This is a genomic window from Streptomyces sp. H39-S7, assembly GCF_027158205.1.
In the GTDB taxonomy this organism is placed as follows: domain Bacteria; phylum Actinomycetota; class Actinomycetes; order Streptomycetales; family Streptomycetaceae; genus Actinacidiphila.
This window is the reverse complement of record NZ_JAPVLU010000011.1, coordinates 147,814-163,799: the sequence shown is the minus strand read 5'-3', so window position 1 is coordinate 163,799 and position 15,986 is coordinate 147,814. Positions and strand designations below refer to the sequence as shown.

General features: G+C 73.3%; 8 protein-coding genes. 5 read left to right on the top strand and 3 right to left on the bottom strand.

Annotated features, from left to right (window positions below; translation table 11 throughout):
- Window positions 1-14: 14 nt before the first annotated feature.
- Together O3X23_RS13095 and O3X23_RS13090 are read right to left on the bottom strand one after the other, a co-directional pair.
- A complete protein-coding gene (locus tag O3X23_RS13095; protein WP_269271494.1) occupies window positions 15-923 on the bottom strand; it encodes a hypothetical protein in 909 nt (302 codons plus the stop codon).
- On the bottom strand, window positions 920-1,369 hold the full coding sequence (locus O3X23_RS13090) for a hypothetical protein (protein WP_269271493.1): 450 nt from the start codon (window positions 1,367-1,369) through the stop codon (window positions 920-922). Before O3X23_RS13090 ends, O3X23_RS13095 begins: the two co-directional genes overlap by 4 nt.
- Window positions 1,370-1,509: 140 nt before the next feature.
- On the opposite strand from O3X23_RS13090, the gene O3X23_RS13085 reads away from it, so the two are divergent.
- The 5 genes from O3X23_RS13085 to O3X23_RS13065 all read left to right on the top strand — a co-directional run bounded on the left by O3X23_RS13085 (window position 1,510) and on the right by O3X23_RS13065 (window position 14,762).
- Window positions 1,510-4,869: a CHAT domain-containing protein gene (locus O3X23_RS13085; RefSeq protein WP_269271492.1), complete on the top strand. Its 3,360-nt coding sequence runs from the start codon at window positions 1,510-1,512 to the stop codon at window positions 4,867-4,869.
- A 31-nt stretch (window positions 4,870-4,900) separates the two neighbouring features.
- On the top strand, window positions 4,901-6,061 hold the full coding sequence (locus O3X23_RS13080; protein WP_269271491.1) for a tetratricopeptide repeat protein: 1,161 nt from the start codon (window positions 4,901-4,903) through the stop codon (window positions 6,059-6,061).
- A gap of 571 nt (window positions 6,062-6,632) precedes the next feature.
- Window positions 6,633-8,054 (top strand): hydrolase, encoded by a 1,422-nt coding sequence (locus O3X23_RS13075; RefSeq protein ID WP_269271490.1) that lies wholly within the window; start codon window positions 6,633-6,635, stop codon window positions 8,052-8,054.
- 581 nt (window positions 8,055-8,635) lie between these two features.
- A complete protein-coding gene (locus O3X23_RS13070) occupies window positions 8,636-11,872 on the top strand; it encodes an FtsX-like permease family protein (RefSeq protein ID WP_269271489.1) in 3,237 nt (1,078 codons plus the stop codon).
- A gap of 34 nt (window positions 11,873-11,906) precedes the next feature.
- Window positions 11,907-14,762, top strand: a complete 2,856-nt coding sequence (locus tag O3X23_RS13065) for a hypothetical protein (RefSeq protein ID WP_269271488.1) — start codon at window positions 11,907-11,909, stop codon at window positions 14,760-14,762.
- A gap of 48 nt (window positions 14,763-14,810) precedes the next feature.
- Here O3X23_RS13065 and O3X23_RS13060 read toward each other — a convergent pair whose 3' ends face one another.
- Window positions 14,811-15,848: an ABC transporter ATP-binding protein gene (locus O3X23_RS13060; RefSeq protein WP_443047836.1), complete on the bottom strand. Its 1,038-nt coding sequence runs from the start codon at window positions 15,846-15,848 to the stop codon at window positions 14,811-14,813.
- Window positions 15,849-15,986 lie beyond the last annotated feature (138 nt).

Here is a 15,986-nt window from a genome sequence, read left to right as displayed (position 1 = left end):
CGGTCGGCGCGCCGTCAGTCCGGCTTGCTCAGCAGCCGTGTCACTTCTTCCCCCATCGTCGTGGTGAGGCGCCCCTCGCACTCCACCCCCAGCGCCACCGCCAAGTCCCTGCCGTGCAAGTCCGCCAGCGCTTCGGCGAGTTCCGCGAAGGAGGCAGCCGCCGTGCGACCGCGCGTCACGCCCGTCACCACCGTCGCCGCGCCGACCAGGGCCGCAGGCCACCACCAGACCGACAGCGCGACGTACGCCAGGCCCCATGCCGTGAGGCGGGCCGCCGCGCTCAGGGCCGTGCGCGCGGTGGTCAGCTCGGTGCGCGTGGTGTCGGGCGCGAGGAGCCACAGGTGAGGCCAGGAGAGGGTCAGGTCCAGGCCGTAGGCGCGCCGGACGCGGCGGTCAGGACTGGTGATCCGGTCACCGGTCCAGAACGGGTGCCGTGGTGGGACCGGGGAGATGCGATTGCGGAACGCGTAGCGCGCTTCGGCCTGTTCCGTCAGTACGGCGGCGTCCGCCGTGCCGGCAATGCGGGCGCGGCCCGCGGCGATCAGGGCCGCGCGGTACTCGGCGTCGGCCGCCCCCCAGCGGCGCAGCCGGCGCTCGGACAAGCGGCGGGTCAGCGGGCCGCGCGCGGCCATGAGCCAGACCTTCTCGATCAGAGCCCCGGCGGCCTGCGCGACGGTACCGGTCAGCGCGGCCCCGGTCAGCACGGCGACCGCGGCCACGGCGAGGGCGCCGGCACTGTGGGCGCCGGGGGCGGTCGCCAGCGAGTCCAGCCGTGCCCGGAGCCGTCCGGCGTCGTGCCACCGGCTCTGGCCCAGGGTGACCGCCGCGCCCAGGCTCACCAGGTACATCAGGCCGGGGATCGCCAGCAGCGCCAGCCAGCGCTCGGCGAGTCTCCCACCGAGCGCGTCGAGGAACGCGCTCACGGGCGCAGCCCGACCTCGCGCAGCGGTCCGCCGAAGACGCGGCAGGCCGGCGTCGCACCCTCGGGGGACGCCGGAGCCTCGACGCGGGCGCAGTGCCCGCGCGGGCAGGCGAGGACGTAGAGCCAGGGGTGGCCGGGTCCGCTGCCGGGGAAGCTCCGGTAGGCGGGCGCCGCGTCCGTACGGTAGGAGCCGAGGCCGGCGCTGTAGCCGGCGGCGAGGAGCTGGTCCTCCAGCGCGTCGAAGGCGTCCTCGAGGTCTTCGGGGGAACGGCCCTCGCGCACCTGGGAGATGAGGTGCTCGACGAGGTGATCCCCCTCCGCGCCGAGGCCCGGCATCCCTGATGAGGACGCCAACCGGTGGCAGAGCGCCGCCAGCCGTTCGTGGCCCGGCCCGCCGGTTGTCGCGCTGGTTCCGCCTTCCCCAACACCGTCGCCGGGTTCGCCCACCGTCGCACCTCCGTGGATTGATCAGCCGATCACGCTCGCAGGGCAACGAGCCTTTCGGATAGGTTACTTGGGTAAAATCGGGTATCGGAGTTCCCACCGGCGGCGGTGGAGAGTTCACAGGGAGACGCCCGGGGGGCCGGATGTCGTACGGGGACGGAACGGTCGAGGAGTCCATCAGGCGGGCGGCCGCGCTGATCGGGCAGTTCGGCCGCACGGGCGAGCGCGCTCCGCTGGACACCGCTGTCGCGTTGTGCCGCACGGCCCTGGACAGGGAGTCCACGCACGGGCACCTGCGGACGTCCGGGCTCCAGACCTTGCGTACCGCCCTGGTGATGCGCTGGTGGTCCTTCCGGCACCGGCCCGACCTGGACGAGTCGATCGACGCGGGCCGGCTGTTGGCGGCCGGGAGCGCTCCGCGCGTGCAGGATCTGCGGCTGTTGGGGTGCGTGCTCGCGGACCGCTTCGGCCTGGACCGGAACCCCGCGGACCGGGACACCGCGATCAGGGCCCTGGGGAAGGCCGCCGAGAGGCCCGCGGACGGTACGGAGCAGCAGCCGTTGACCCTTGACTCCCTCGGTTCCCTGCTGGCGGAGCGGGCCGAGGAGACGGGCAGCGCGGCCGAGATGGCGGAGGGGGTGCGGTTGCTGCGCCAGGCACTGAGCCTGCTGCTCGACGAGGACCCACGCAACGCGGCGGACATCGCCGCCGTCCGGAACAACCTGGCGGTGGCCCTCGGCCGCGCCTCATGCGAGAGAGGAACACCGTCAGCCCCGTTCGAAGCCGTGGAACTCCTGCGAGCGGTGGTGGCGGCGACCCCTCCCCACGCGCCGCGATACGCACCGGCCCTGCTGCAACTCGCCGAGGCGCTGCGCAGGAAGGCCGGACTGACGGAGGAGGCGGCCGACCTCAAGGCGATGGTCGCTGTGGCACGGGCGGCGCACGCCGCGACCCCGGCAGGGCATCGTGAACACCCGTGGGGCCTGGCTGTGCTGGGAGTCGCGTTGCGGCTGGCGGCCGAGCACACCGAAGGGACCGGCCTGCTGGACGAGTCGGTCGAACTGCTGCGCGCGTCCGTGCGGTCCACGGACCGGGCGGATCGGTCACGCCCGCACCGGCTGAACAGCCTGGGCAACGCCCTGCACCGGCTCGGCGAGCGCACCGGCGAGATGACGCTGCTGGACGAGGCCGTGGGTCACCTGCGCGAAGCCGTTGAGGAGTCGTCTCCCGACGAGCCGGACCACTTCGGCCGCGTCGCGAACCTGGCGCTCGTCCTGCGCGAGCGCTACCACCAGTCCGGCGACCTCACGACCCTGCGGGAGTCCGCCGGACTGGCGCGGCTGGCCCTGCGCTTCCCCCGTTCGAGCTCGGACTCCGACAGCAAACTCGCCAACCTCGGCGTCATCCTCCAGACCTGGTACGACCGGACGGCGGACGCCGCGGCCGCTTCCGAGGCCGTGGAAGCGGCCCGGCAGGTCCTCGACCGGACCCCCGACGACAGCGCCGACCTCGCCCTGCGGCTGAACCACCTCGGCAACGCCCTGCACAAGCGCTACGAGTCCGAGGCCGACCCGGCCGATCTGGACGAGTCCATCGCCGTCCTCACCCGGGCCGTCGCGGAGACGGCCTACGGCGAACCGGAGCACGCGAGCCACTTGCAGAACCTGGGGCTCGCGCAGCTCACCCGGGCCCGTGCCACCGAGGACGAGTCGCTGCTGAACCGGGCGGTGGCCACGCTCGGGCGCGCGGTGTACGCATCGCCCACCGGTGCCGCCCGCACCGCCGGCTACCTCCAGTCGTACGCCGCCGCGCTCCGCACGCTGCACGCGGCGAACGCAGACCCCGCTGTCCTGCGCGCGGCCGAGGGCGCGTACCGGCAGGTCGCCGTGATCCAGGCGCTCCCGGCCGCGCAACGCATCGGCGCCGCCCGCGACTGGGGCGAGGCCGCCGCTGACGGCGGCCGCTGGGAGGAGGCGGTCGCCGGGTACGAACTGGCCCTCGCGCTGCTGCCGTTCAGCATCACCGGACGACTGCCGCGCGGCGACCAGGAACACCGGCTCGCCGGTGTTCAGGGGCTGGCCGCCGATGCCGCCGCGTGCGCCGTGCGGCTCGGGCGGCCCGACCGCGCCGTGCTGTTGCTGGAGCAGGGACGCGGTGTCCTGCTCGGCCGGACGATCGCCGCGCGCGCCGAACTGAAGCGGTTGCGCGCCGTGCACCCGGAGGCCGCCGGACATCTCGCCCAAGTGCGCGATCGTATTGACGCGTTGGGATCGGAGATCGCCGAGCAGGAGGCCGCGGGGCCCGGCTCCGACGCGCGGCACATCCTGGCGGCGCGATGGGAGCGGCTGGTCGGCGAGATCCGCGCGCTGCCGGGTTTCGAGGGGTTCCTCGGAGCCCCGGCGTACGACGAGGTCCTGGCGTGCGCCGAGGGTGGTCCGGTGGTTCTGGTGTACTCCAGTGCCTACCGCAGCGACGCCCTGGTCCTGCGGCCCGAGGGAGTGTGCGTGGTGCCGTTGCCGCGGGTGACTCCCGAGGCGGTGGCGGAGCAGGTGGCGCGGCTCGAGGCGGCGCTCACCGACGCGACCGCCCCAACGGGGGAGCGGAGCGCGCAGCAGGCGGTCGAGGGGGTGCTCGCCTGGACCTGGGACGCCGTGGCCGAACCGGTCCTCGACCGGCTCGGGCTGCTCGCGATGCCGGCCGACGGCGACTGGCCCCGGCTGTGGTGGTCACCGGTCGGCGCGCTGGCCGCGCTGCCGCTGCACGCGGCCGGGCACCACGGCGAGCCACCGGATCCCCGGCCCCGGACCGTCCTCGACCTGGTGGTCTCGTCGTACACCCCGACGGTCCGCGCACTGGCGTACGCGCGGCAGCGCGCGGTGGGCCGTCAGGCCGACGGTGGGCTGCTGGCCGTGGTCGTGCCCGACGCTCCCGGGACGCGGGCGCTCGGCGGGGTGCGACGGGAGGTGAGGGAACTGAGCGCGCTGCTGCCCACCGAGGTCGTCGCCGGACCACGGGCGACCTTCGCCAACGTCCTGCGCGCGCTGCCCGCCCATCCGTACGTGCATTTCGCCTGCCACGGCGTGAGCGATCCCGGCGACCCGTCCCAGGCCCGCCTCCTGGTCCACGACCACCAGGAGCACCCCCTGACGGTCCAGCACATCTCAGGTCTGGAACTGCCGGACGCCCGCCTCGCCGTGCTGTCCGCGTGCGAGACGGCGCGGGGCTCCGAGCGGCTCGCGGACGAGTCCATCCACATCACCTCCGCCTTCCAGATTGCCGGCTACCCGCACGTGATCGGCACCCTGTGGCCGGTGCACGACGCGGTGGCGGGACGGGTGGCCAGTAGCCTCTACCGCCAGCTGCGCGGTGACAGGACCGCCGGGTCCTGGGGGCTCGACGCCGATCAGGCGGCCCTCGCGCTGCACCGGGCGGTCCGGCAGTGCCGTACCGCTTTCCGGGGCAGCCCCAGCCTGTGGGGCGCGCACGTGCATTCCGGAGCCTGACCAGCCTGACGAGAACGGAGCTGACCGCGAGATGCCTCTCAAGTGGCGCAGGAAACGGGACGACGAGGGACGGCGCGAGCCGCCCCCGCCGCCGGCCGAGCAGGAGCTGCCCGCGGCGGCGGACCTGGTCGTGACGTTGGAAGGAGAGGACGGGCGGGAGGAGGAGATCGTCCGGGTGGGTATCCCGCAGCATGAGCTGCTCGGGATGAAGGCCAACGCCGCTCATCAACGTTGGGGGCCCGACCACCCTGAGACCCTGCTGGCCTTCCGGCAGTACACGCGGGTGCTGGCGCAGATGGAGGGCCGCCGCGAAGAGGCCCGCGAACGGTTCGTGGATCTGGTGCGCCTCCAGTCCGAGGTGCTCGGCTTTGTCCACGAGGACACCCTGACGACCGCCGCCGACCTCGCCGACCTCGTCCGGGTCCTGGGCGACTTCGTGACGGCGGAGGAGATCTGGCGCAGTGTGTGGACCAGCCGGGGTGAACTGCTCGGTGCCGACCACCCGCAGACCCTCGACGCCGCGAGCGGTCTGGCGAGGGTACTGGAGGACCTGCGCCGCGAGGCGGAGGCTGTCGCGCTCCACCGGGACGTGCTGGAGCGCCGGACCCGGCTGCTCGGGCCGGACGATCCGGCGGTGCTGGCCGACGCCGGGCGCCATGCCGCCGCGCTGGGCAGGGGCGACCGCTGGGACGAGGCCGAACCGGCCCTGCGGGAACTCCTCACTTGCCTGGAGCGGCGCGACGAACAGGACGGCCCCCTCGCTCTGTCCGCTCGGGCCAATCTCGGTGCCGCGCTGTGCCGGCTGGACCGCCTCGACGAAGCCGAGGTGGTGATGCGCGATGTGCTCGCCGCCCAGCAGCGCGCCAAGGGCGGGGACCATCCGGAGGCACTCACCTCCCGCAACAACCTCGCCGCCGTACTGCACGCCCAGGAGCGGTACCCGGAGGCGGCGGCGATGCTGCGCGAAGTCCTCGCGGGCGTAGCGAGGAAGCACGGGGACGACCATCCGGAAACCGTGCACGCCCGCGACAACCTGGCCAACGTGCTGATCGACAACGGCGAGCGCGCCGAGGCCGCACAACTCCTCGTCCGCTGCCGTGACGACTACACCCGTGTCTTCGGCCCGCGACATCCCCTGACCCGGAAGGTCGTCGAACGACTCGACTGGCTGCGGGAGAATCCGGCTTTCTAGTGATCCTCGGGATACCCGCCGTCCGCTCCCGGCGCGGACCCCGCCGGAGAGGGCCGGTGAGGATCCGCGCGGATAAGGCGTACCACTCCGCGGAACACCTGAGCCGGCTCCGCGACCGCAACCTCGTCCCGCGGATTGCCCGCCCCGGCATCGACCTGGATGCTCGTGGCGGGGTCCTCGTCGTGACCGGAGCCCGCGTCGTGATGGTGTACTTCCCGCTGGAATTCGCGGGCCACCGCCGCGTTACCGATGCTCCGCCGGAGCGCGTGGAGCGCGGCTGGAGTGCTGCCGGCCCTGGCGAACGCTGCTGGGCTCGCAAGCGGCGAAGCCGTGCGGGACGGCGGGGCTTCGCCTCGTCCGTCGCTCGGCCCGGGTCCCGCGCCCGCATGCGACGAGCCCTTTCCGAGGAACGTGAAGGGGCACCGCCATACGTACGGGACCAACCGGGCCCGCCGGAAGGGAGAAGGGCAGTGCTGCGGCACCTTGAGGGCAGCCGGGCACGTCCGCAGGGACACCGACTGTGTCCCTCGGCCTGCTGACCGGACACCTGCTCTGCCGGTATTTTCGTACGGTGAGCCTATGGACTTCCCTTGATCCGGCGTCAACCACCGTAGACGCGGGCAGTACAGCCACCGTACGACTACGGTTTCGCAACACCGGCGACGTGGTGGACGAGTACCGCTTCGCCCCCGTCGGCGAGATCGCGCCCTACGTCACTGTGGAGCCGCCGACCCTCCGGCTCTACCCGGGCACCACCGGAACCGTCCAACTCACCTTCGCGCCGCCGCGTACCCCGGACGCCACCGCCGGGCCCAACCCGTACGCCGTGCAGATCATTCCGACGGAGCACCCCGAGGCGACTACGGTCCCCGAGGGCAACCTCACTATCACGCCGTTCACCGAGATACGGGCCGAACTCGTCCCGCACACCGTCAAGGGACGCTTCCGGGGACGGACCCAGCTCGCCATCGACAACGTCGGCAACACCACGCTCACCGCGTCCATCACGGGGAACGACAACGGCGACGAACTCTCGTACGACATCCACCCCGCCAACGTACAGATCGAGCCGGGGCGCGCGGCCTTCGTCAACGCGACGCTCAGACCCCGCCGGCTCATCTGGTTGGGCCACAAACAGGAGCGGCCCTACCGCCTGGCCCTACGCCGCTCCGGCACCACGCCCCTCGACATCGACGGCACGTACATCCAGCGCGGATTCCTCCCCCGCTGGCTCGCCACCCTTCTCACCCTGCTGATCGCTCTCGCCGTCATCTTCCTTATCCTCTGGTTCACCAAGGCAGCTGCGGTCACCAGCCAGGCCACCCCGCAGGCCTCGCAGCCCGCCGTCACCACCCTCCCCCTGCCGCCCGCCTCAGTGCCCCCGACGCCCAGCGGCACGCCGTCCCCGACGCCCAGTGGCACGCCGTCCCCGGCACCGACCGAGACGCAAGCCAAGGCCGGAGGCGGTGGAGGAGCGCCGGCCGAGCCCAAGGCAAAGCCCAAGCCGGACACCGCGTCGGTCGCTGTCACCGAGCTGAACGCAAAGGACCCAGGCCGCCACGTCTGCTACCGGGCCTACGTGGCCGGCATCGGCTGGCAGCACTCGGTGTGCGACGGCGACATAGCCGGCACGCAGAACGAGGGCCGCTCCATCGAGGCCGTCAACATCGCCGTCTCCGGCAGCAGAGCCACATCGGGCAACGCGTTCATGGAGACGGTCGGTTTCGCGCCCTCATGGGCGTCCGCCGCGGAGAAGAAGGACCTGACAGTCGGAACCCCCGGCAAGGGACTGCAGTTGGACCAGTTCACCATGAGCCTCAGTGACGGCGTCATCTGCGGCAACGCCTTCATCGAGAGGGACCAGTGGCTGGGAAAGCAGTGTGACCACCCGGGTGGCCCGGGCAATTGGATCAGTGTCGGGGTCACGGACAAGACACTCCACCTCGAAGCCTTCCAGCTCAAGATGGACAACATGGATGCCGTGGGCAACTAGCAGAGCCGTCGGCGGCGCGGGTCGGCAGCCGGCTCCAGCACTCGACTCTCCGCCCTTCGATCATTCAGAAAGGGCGAACAGAGCGGGCTGTCGCTGACGCTCACCAACTGCGGCGCGCTGCCCGCACTGATCATGGAAGCCGTGCTGGTGTCCGAGACCGCCGCCACCGGCCTCAACACCTTCGCCTTCGCGAGGTTCATCCCCCGCCCGCCAGATGCACGGACGCGCAGGCTTCACCCTCGTCCGCCACCGCACCCTCCTCGGACAGCGGTACTCAGCGATGGCGTCAAGATCGTCCTGGCCGACCGTCGACAGGTTCGTCCCCTTGGGCAGGTACTGCCGGAGGTTGTACGCGGACACTGGTGCCCTCAGGTTGGGAAAGATCGACGATTCTTGTGCCGTTGAGGGATGCCTGGTAGGACTGTGGCGCGCCGTCGCCGTCGCATGTTCGATACCGATGGGGGGGGGTTCGCGTGGTCGTCACGGCCGTCACGTCTTCGCCGCGGCGACGCCCGGGTGCTCCGCGCTCGGGCCGGCGGCAGCTTCCCACCGTTGCCAGGCGGGCCACCCAGCACGGGCTGGTGCTGGCTGCTGTCGCGGTGACCGTGCTGCTGTGTGCGACGGCGCTGGCCGCGCTCGCGGCGCTGGCGGGGAGTTCGGTGGAGGCCGGGGCCGTGCGGCGGCTGGCCGGCGACATCGACGCGCAGGTGAACGTCAACGCGTCCTTCCGCGCGGGGGGAATGGCCGCCGCGGACCGGGAGGTGCGGGCCGCCACCGACCGGGTGTTCGCCGAGGTGCCGCAGCGGACCTATGTGGGACTGCTGGGTACATCGCCGGTCCAGGTGACGGGGATCGACGGGGTCGCGGGCCGGCCGCGCGGTCCCGGGGGCAGCGGGCTGCATCCGGTCGCGGTGCAGGACGGTGGCACGTTCGGGCAGTTGGTTGCCGGGCGGTGGCCCTCCGGTACGGCCGCCGCCCCGGCCGCCGCGTTCACCTCGTTGCCCGCTGTCCGGGTCGGCACCGGGTCCACCACCCCGGTCGACGCGGCGCTGCCGGAATCGCTGGCCAGGCGACTGGGCGTCACAGCCGGTGCCAGCCTCCAGGTGCAGGACGCCTTCAGCCGGGCCGTGACCCTGCGGATCATGGGTGTTTTCCGGCCGGCCGGTGCCATCGGGTTCTGGCCTGCGATGGCCGGCGACCTGACTCAGGGGGAGACCGCCAGCCAGGACCTGCTCGTGGTCTCGGCGTCGGACCTCAACGGCAGCGCCGTCCTGAACGGGCATCTGACGGTGCATTGGAGCGTGCAGCCCGGCCTCTCCGGTCTCGACGCGGACAGCCTCGCCGGACTGCACGACCGGCTGCGTGCCTTCTCCGGCAGCCAGAGCCGCGTGTCGGTGTTCCACGGGCGGCAGCCGTCGCTGGACGACCTGACGGTGGTCTCCGGTCTGCCGGGCGCGATCGACGACTTGACGGTGCCGATGGTGGCGGCCCGGTCCTCGCTGTACCTGCCGAGCGTGATGCTGGCGGTTCTCGCGCTGGCCACCCTGGTGCTGGGCGCCCGCCAGTTGACCGTGCGGCGGCGCGGTGAGCTGGCGCTCCAACAGGCCAGAGGCGCCGGCACCCCGCGGTTGCTGCGCGGCGCGGCGGCCGAGTGGGCGCTCACCGGCATCCCGGCCGCCGTCGCCGCGCCCTTCCTGGCCGGGCTGCTGCACCCCGGCACCCGGGGCACCGGCGCGTGGGCGGCGGTGGGTCTGACCCTGCTGGTGCACGCGGCGGCGGTGCTGTTGCCCGTGCTGCCGTCGACGCGGTCGAGGCCGGCCCGCGGCGCGCGGGCCGCTGCCACGCAGCGGTTGGGCGCCGACCTGGCGCTGCTGGTCGTCGCGGTCCTGGGTTACCTGGAGTTGCGGCACCACCACTCGCTGATCGCCGGCGTGGGCACCGCCGGCGCGTCCGCAGACCCGGTGCTGGTCCTGGTGCCGGCCCTGGCGGCCGGCGCCGCCGCGCTCCTGCTGCTGCGGCTGCTGCCGCTGACCTCCCTGCTGCTGGACGCGGTCGGCCGTCGTAGCCGGGGCCTGGTCCTCGCGCTGGCGGGCTGGCAGTTGAGCAGACGGGCCGCGCGCAACGCCGGACCGTTGGTTCTGATGTGCCTGGCCATGTCAATCAGTGCCTTCGCCACCACGGCGCTGGCCTGCCTGGGCGGTCTGGCGTCCCAGCAGGCCGCGTTCACGGTCGGCGCGGACGTGCGGATCGCTCCGACCGCGAGGAGTTACCCCTCCTCCGTACTGGGCGCCGCTTATCGCGCGCTACCGGCGGTGACCGCCGTGACACCGGTGACGCAGGTGACGGTGAACCTGCCCGGCGGTGTCACCGAGGCACTGGTCGGCACGATCGGCGGGCCTGCTCCCCGCACCCCCGCACCAGCAGTCTTCGGGATACCGCTTCCCGGGCGTCCGACCGCGCTGCTGCTGGACGAGCGGCTGCGCAGCGACGGCACCCGGGCGGCGCCGAACCTGGAACTGACCCTGCAGGACGCGGCCGGCCTCAACAGCACCGTGGTGACCTCACTGCCCGCCGCCGACGGAGCCAGGCACACCGTCGTGGTCCCCCTCGACGTGGCGCTGGGCGGCGGTCACCCGCGGGCGTACCCGCTGACGCTGACCGCCGTGAACGTCCTGCCGCAGCCGAACGTGCGTCCCGCGCGACTGGACCTGGAACTGATCCGGGTCGGCGCGCGCGGCACCGCGGACAGTTGGGCCGCTCCGCTGCCCGGCGGGCAGCTCTGGGCCGACGGGACGGTCCGCGCCGCGGACTCCACGGCGGGAGCCTGCGAAGGAAAGCCGGCCAACAGCTATGATCCCGGCACCGCCGGGGTGTGCTCGCTCGTTCCCGGCGGCTCCGCGGTCTTCCGGACCGCCATCAGCACCGGCATCCGGGCCTCCCGGGCGACCGGTGACGTCTTCGCCGGCCTGGCCGACAGCGACTACGACACCCGGGCCGGCAGCCAGGTGCGATTCGTGGCGGCGGGAGCCGGCGAACCGGCTCCGCTTGCGGTGCGTGCCGACGCCTCAGCGCTGCGTGACGCGCACCTGAGCGTGGGCGTCACCACCACACTGGAGCTCGGCGGCAGCCGGGTCACTGCCAGGATCGTGGGCCAGGTCGACGCGCTGCCCGGACTGGACCGCGGGCAGGGGCATCTGATCGCCGACCAGCGCGAGCTCGCCACCGCGATGACGCTGGCAGGTGCCGATCCGGAGGTTCCCGCGTTCTGGTGGCTCAGCAGCACCGACAGCACGCGCACGGCCGCCGGCGCCGAGGCGCAGCCCGCGCTGGGCCGCGTCACCACCACGGCGCGCACCGCCGTGTCCCTGCAGGCCGACCCGTTCCGCAGCGGGCTGCGCCGGGTGCTGGAGCTGGTCCGGTACCTGGCCCCCGGATTCGCGGTCATCGCCTTCACCGTGCACGCGGTGGTCTCCACCCGGCAGCGCGAAAAGGAGTTCGCGCTGCTGCGGGCGATCGGCGTCCGTTCCACGAGCCTGTCCGCGCTGCTGGGCGCCGAGCAGCTGACTCTGGCGCTCTTCGCGGTGGTCCCGGGGGCGCTGATGGGCACGGTGCTGGCCTCGGCGGCGCTCCCGCTGGTCACCGTGGACGACAGCGGACACACCCCCTATCCACCGCTGCCGTTGGTCATACCGTGGGGCACCGTCGCGCTGACCGCGGTGGCGACCGCTCTGGCCATCAGCGCGGTCGTGCTGGCGCTGGCCCGGCTGCTGGCCCGGGTGGACCTGGTCCGCGTGCTGAGAGCCGGTGAGGACCGTTGAGCCGGACTGCCGGAGACGACCGGGAGGGCGGACGGTGACGCGACCCCTGGGCACGGGCGCGGCGATGACGCTGCGTCTGATACGTAAGGAGACCCGCGGCGACCTGCCGCTGCTGGCCTGCCTCGCGGTGCTGGCCCTGGTGCTGACGGCGCTGTGCGCCTGGGCCCCCGCGCTCGCGGGCCGTCAGGAGGACCGGGCCCTGCGGCAACGCGTCGACGCCGCGCAGGCCCAAGCGCCCCTGATCAGCGTGAGCACCACACCGCAGATCTTCGACACCGCGCCGCCCGCCGTGGACATGGCCGCCCTGCTCGACGCCGGACGCACCCTCACCGACCAGCTCAGCGGCCCTGCCGCGCGGCACCTGGCCTTCGCCGGCGGCGGCAGCTACGACTACAACCCGGCGTCCGTGACCTCACCCCCGCCGCCGGGGCCGGCCGACACCAGCGCCAAGCTGGCGGTCGGATACCTGCCGTCCGCGCAGGCCCATCTGCGCTACGTCATCGGCCGCGCGCCGGCCGACCACACACCGTTGGGCACCGCACCACAGATCGGGTTGTCCCAGGCCACCGCGCAGGCGCTGGGCGTTCGGGTCGGTACCCGGTTGACCCTGGAGTTCGCCAAGACACCCGACGTGCAGAACGCACCGCCCAGCGCCCAGCTACTGGTGAGTGGGATCTACCGTACCGTGGCCGCGGCCGACGGCTTCTGGATCGGCCGGGAATCGCTGGACCAGCCGTCGCGCTACCGGGCGGAACGCTCCGCCGGCACGGTGTTGGCCGCCCGCGGCCTGGTCGGCCTCGACGCCGCAGACCTGCTGGCCGCCGCCGGGGTGGGCGGCCCGCGGGTGACCTGGCAGCTGCGCGCCGACCTTTCCGGGGCGGCACTCGACCGGGCCCGCGCACTGGCCGGGCCGATGTCCCAGTACAGCGCGGACCTGAACACCGTCCTGTGCCAGGGGGGAGTCGGCGGGATCACCGGCGAACCCCGCTGCCAGGTCGGCGGGCAGGTCACCGGGTCCTTGCTGGTGACCGACTTCCTGACACCGCTGCTCGCCGAGTTCACCGCGCAGGACCATCAGGCCAGGGCGCTGGCGGCGTTCGCCGTCGATGCGCTGGCCGCGGTCACGCTGGCCACCGTCGCCGTCGCCGTGCGGCTGCTACTGCGCCGAAGGCAGGCGCACTTGAGGTTGCAGCGCGCGCGGGGTGCGTCCACCGCGCGGTTGGTGCTGCTGCGCTGCGCCGTGGCCTGGCCGGTGGTGCTGATCGCAGCCCTGATCGGCTGGGCGGCCGGACGGGCCCTCGCTCCCACCGGCACCTCCGGATCGCCGCAACCGGTGCCCGCCGCCCTCGCTGCCGTGGTGGCGGCGCTGGTGGTGCCACTGATGACCTGGCGTGCGGTCCGCGAGCCGCGCAGGCCCGGCCGGCTGCGGCGCTCGCGCCGGACCACCAGCAACGGCCGGCGTGTGGTCCTGGAGCTGACGGTGCTGCTCGCGGCGGCGGCCGGCGTGGTCGCGCTGCGCTCGCAGGGCCCCGACGGGATCCTGGGCGCGGTACCGGTGCTGGTGGCGCTGGCCGTCGTGCTGATCCTGCTGCGGATCTACCCGCTCGTGCTGCGCATGGTGCTGCGGCAGGCCCGGCGCGGCAGGGGAGCGGTGGGCTTCATCGGGGCGGCCCGGGCCGCCCACGACGCCCCGGCGACCGGGCTGGCCCTGTTCGTCCTGGTTCTGACCCTGGGCACGGCCGTATTCGGCGGCCTGGTGCAGCGCACGATCGGCGACGGCCTGGCCACGGGTGCGGCCTGGACCACCGGCGCCGACGCGAGCGCGACCGTGGCCGGGACGGTGAGTTCCGCCGGGACCACAACCGTCGCACCGGAGACCGGCACCAGCGGGATACTGACCGCTCTCCAGCATCTGCGCACCCTCGACCTGGTGGGACAGTCCGACGGGGCGCTGGTCCCCGCAGTCGCCGTGATCACCGTGGACCCCCGGCAACTGGCGGCCATCGCCCCGAAGTCGCCGCTGGCCCGGACCCTGCTGTCCGGGCTGGCCACCGCGCCGGGAACCCGGGCCGGCGCGGGCGTCCCGCTGCCGTCCTTCCTCTCGTCCGGCCTGCGGGCGCGCGCGGGGGCGGGCGGTTTCACCTCGACCATCGCTGTTTACGGGCAGCCCCCGGTGAAGCTGGTGCTCGCGCCGGTCGGTACCCTCACCGCCGCGGAACTGCGCGACCCCCTCCTGGGACCGGTCACGGCGCAGATCACCGCCGGGACGCCGATGCTGATCACCACTGCCACCGCCGAGCACCTGATGCCCCAGCAGTCCTCGGGCAGCACCGTCCTGCTCCTCAAGGGCGACGGAGCCGCTGCCACGCCCGTGGCACTGCGGTCGGCGGCCGCCGAGGCGCTCGGGCCGCTGGCCCGCATCCGCGTCCACTCCCAGACGCTGAGCGCCCTGCGCGCGGACGGCTTGACGCAGGGACTGGACACGATCTACAGCACCAGCTCGATCCTGGCCGCGCTGGTCGGCCTGCTCGCGATCGCCCTGGAACTGACCCTCACCTCCCACGAGCGCAGCCGCACCGCCTCGTTCCTGCGCACGCTCGGACTCGGCGGCAAGGAAGCCGGGGCGGTGCACTTCCTGCAACTGCTGCCGCTGGCGGTGGCCTCAGCGGTGGGGGGCACGCTGCTCGGACTGCTCGAACCGCGGCTCATGGCCCAGACACTGGACCTGCGGCAGTTCACCGGCGGCCCCGCCCAACCGGCGCTGCGGACCGACTACTCGCTGACCCTCACTCTCGTGGCCGCCGTGACCGCGCTGATCCTGGCCGCCGCGGCCACCGAGACCGTCCTCGCCCGCCGGCGCCGCCTGGGGACCGTACTGCGCCTCACCTGAACGGCCCCGCACGCGGGGACTGCCGGGGGCAGGCACCGGGGGAGCCGCCTACCGCGCTGCCTCCGCGTTCGGGCCGCCACTCGCCGCATCCTGCGTGGTCTTCGCCTTCTCCGCCTCCTCCGCATCGGACTTCGCCCGCCGCGCGGCGTCGTCGGGCCACACGCCGATGTGATCGCTCTCCAGAGCCAGCCGCACGCGCTTGCGCAGGTGGAGGCGCTCGGTGAACTCGCTGGGCAGTTGCAGCCGGCCGCTGCCGTCCAGCACCGCGTACTCCTCGGCGGTGAGCACCTCGGCACCGTCCTCGCCGGTGGCGACCCGGCGCAGCACCTCGGTCGAGGTGCGGCCGTTGCGTATGCGTACGGTCCGCTGGACCTGCTCGGACACCAGCGCGTCGTGCGTTACCACGATCACGGTGACGCCCAGTTCCTCGTTGGCCCGGCGCAGGGCGGCGAAGACATCGTCGCTGGTGGCGGTGTCGAGTTCGCCGGTGGGCTCGTCGGCGAACAGCACCCGGGGCTCGTTCGCGTTGGCGACGGCCACAGCGACCCGCTGCTGCTCGCCGCCGGAGAGCGTGTCAGGAGTACGGTCGCGGCAGTGGCCGACGGACAGCAGGCCGAGCAGCTCCTCGGCCCGGGCCCGGCGCTGCGAGCGCTTGAGCCCGGTGTACGTCATCGGAAGCATGACGTTCTCGGCCGCCGAGAGGTAGGGCAGCAGGTTACGGGAGGTCTGCTGCCAGACGAAGCCCACGGTGCTGCGCCGGTAGCTGAGCCGGTCGCGACGCTTCATCGTCAGCAGGTCGTGTCCGGCGACCTCGGCGGAACCCGCGGTGGGCACGTCCTGGCCGGAGAGTATGCCCAGCAGGGTGGACTTGCCGGAGCCGGAGGCCCCGATCACGGCGACCATCTCTCCCTCGGCCACGGCTAGGTCGAGGCCCTGGAGGGCCTGCACCTCGACGCCCTCGGTCTGGTAGATCCGCACCAGGTTCTCGCAGATGACCAGCCCTCCCTCGCGTTGCGGGGCTGCGGCGGCCCGCCGACGGAGCTCGTCCAGGTCCGGTGCACCGGTCGGCTGTTGCTGAACTGCCACAAGGTCCCCCGAGGTGGTGAAGTCTGCGGATAACACGGTCGGACAGCCGCCAGGGTAATGCGGAAGTCCGTGCGAAGGACGGGACCCACCGGGCCGGCCGCGCCCGGCGCACAGAAGCGGGCCGAGGGATGGCCCGAC

Excerpts from the sequence above, each read along its gene's own strand:
- O3X23_RS13080 (WP_269271491.1), top strand. The coding sequence starts at position 4,901 with ATGCCTCTCAAGTGGCGCAGGAAACGGGACGACGAGGGACGGCGCGAG.
- O3X23_RS13085 (WP_269271492.1), top strand. The coding sequence starts at position 1,510 with ATGTCGTACGGGGACGGAACGGTCGAGGAGTCCATCAGGCGGGCGGCC.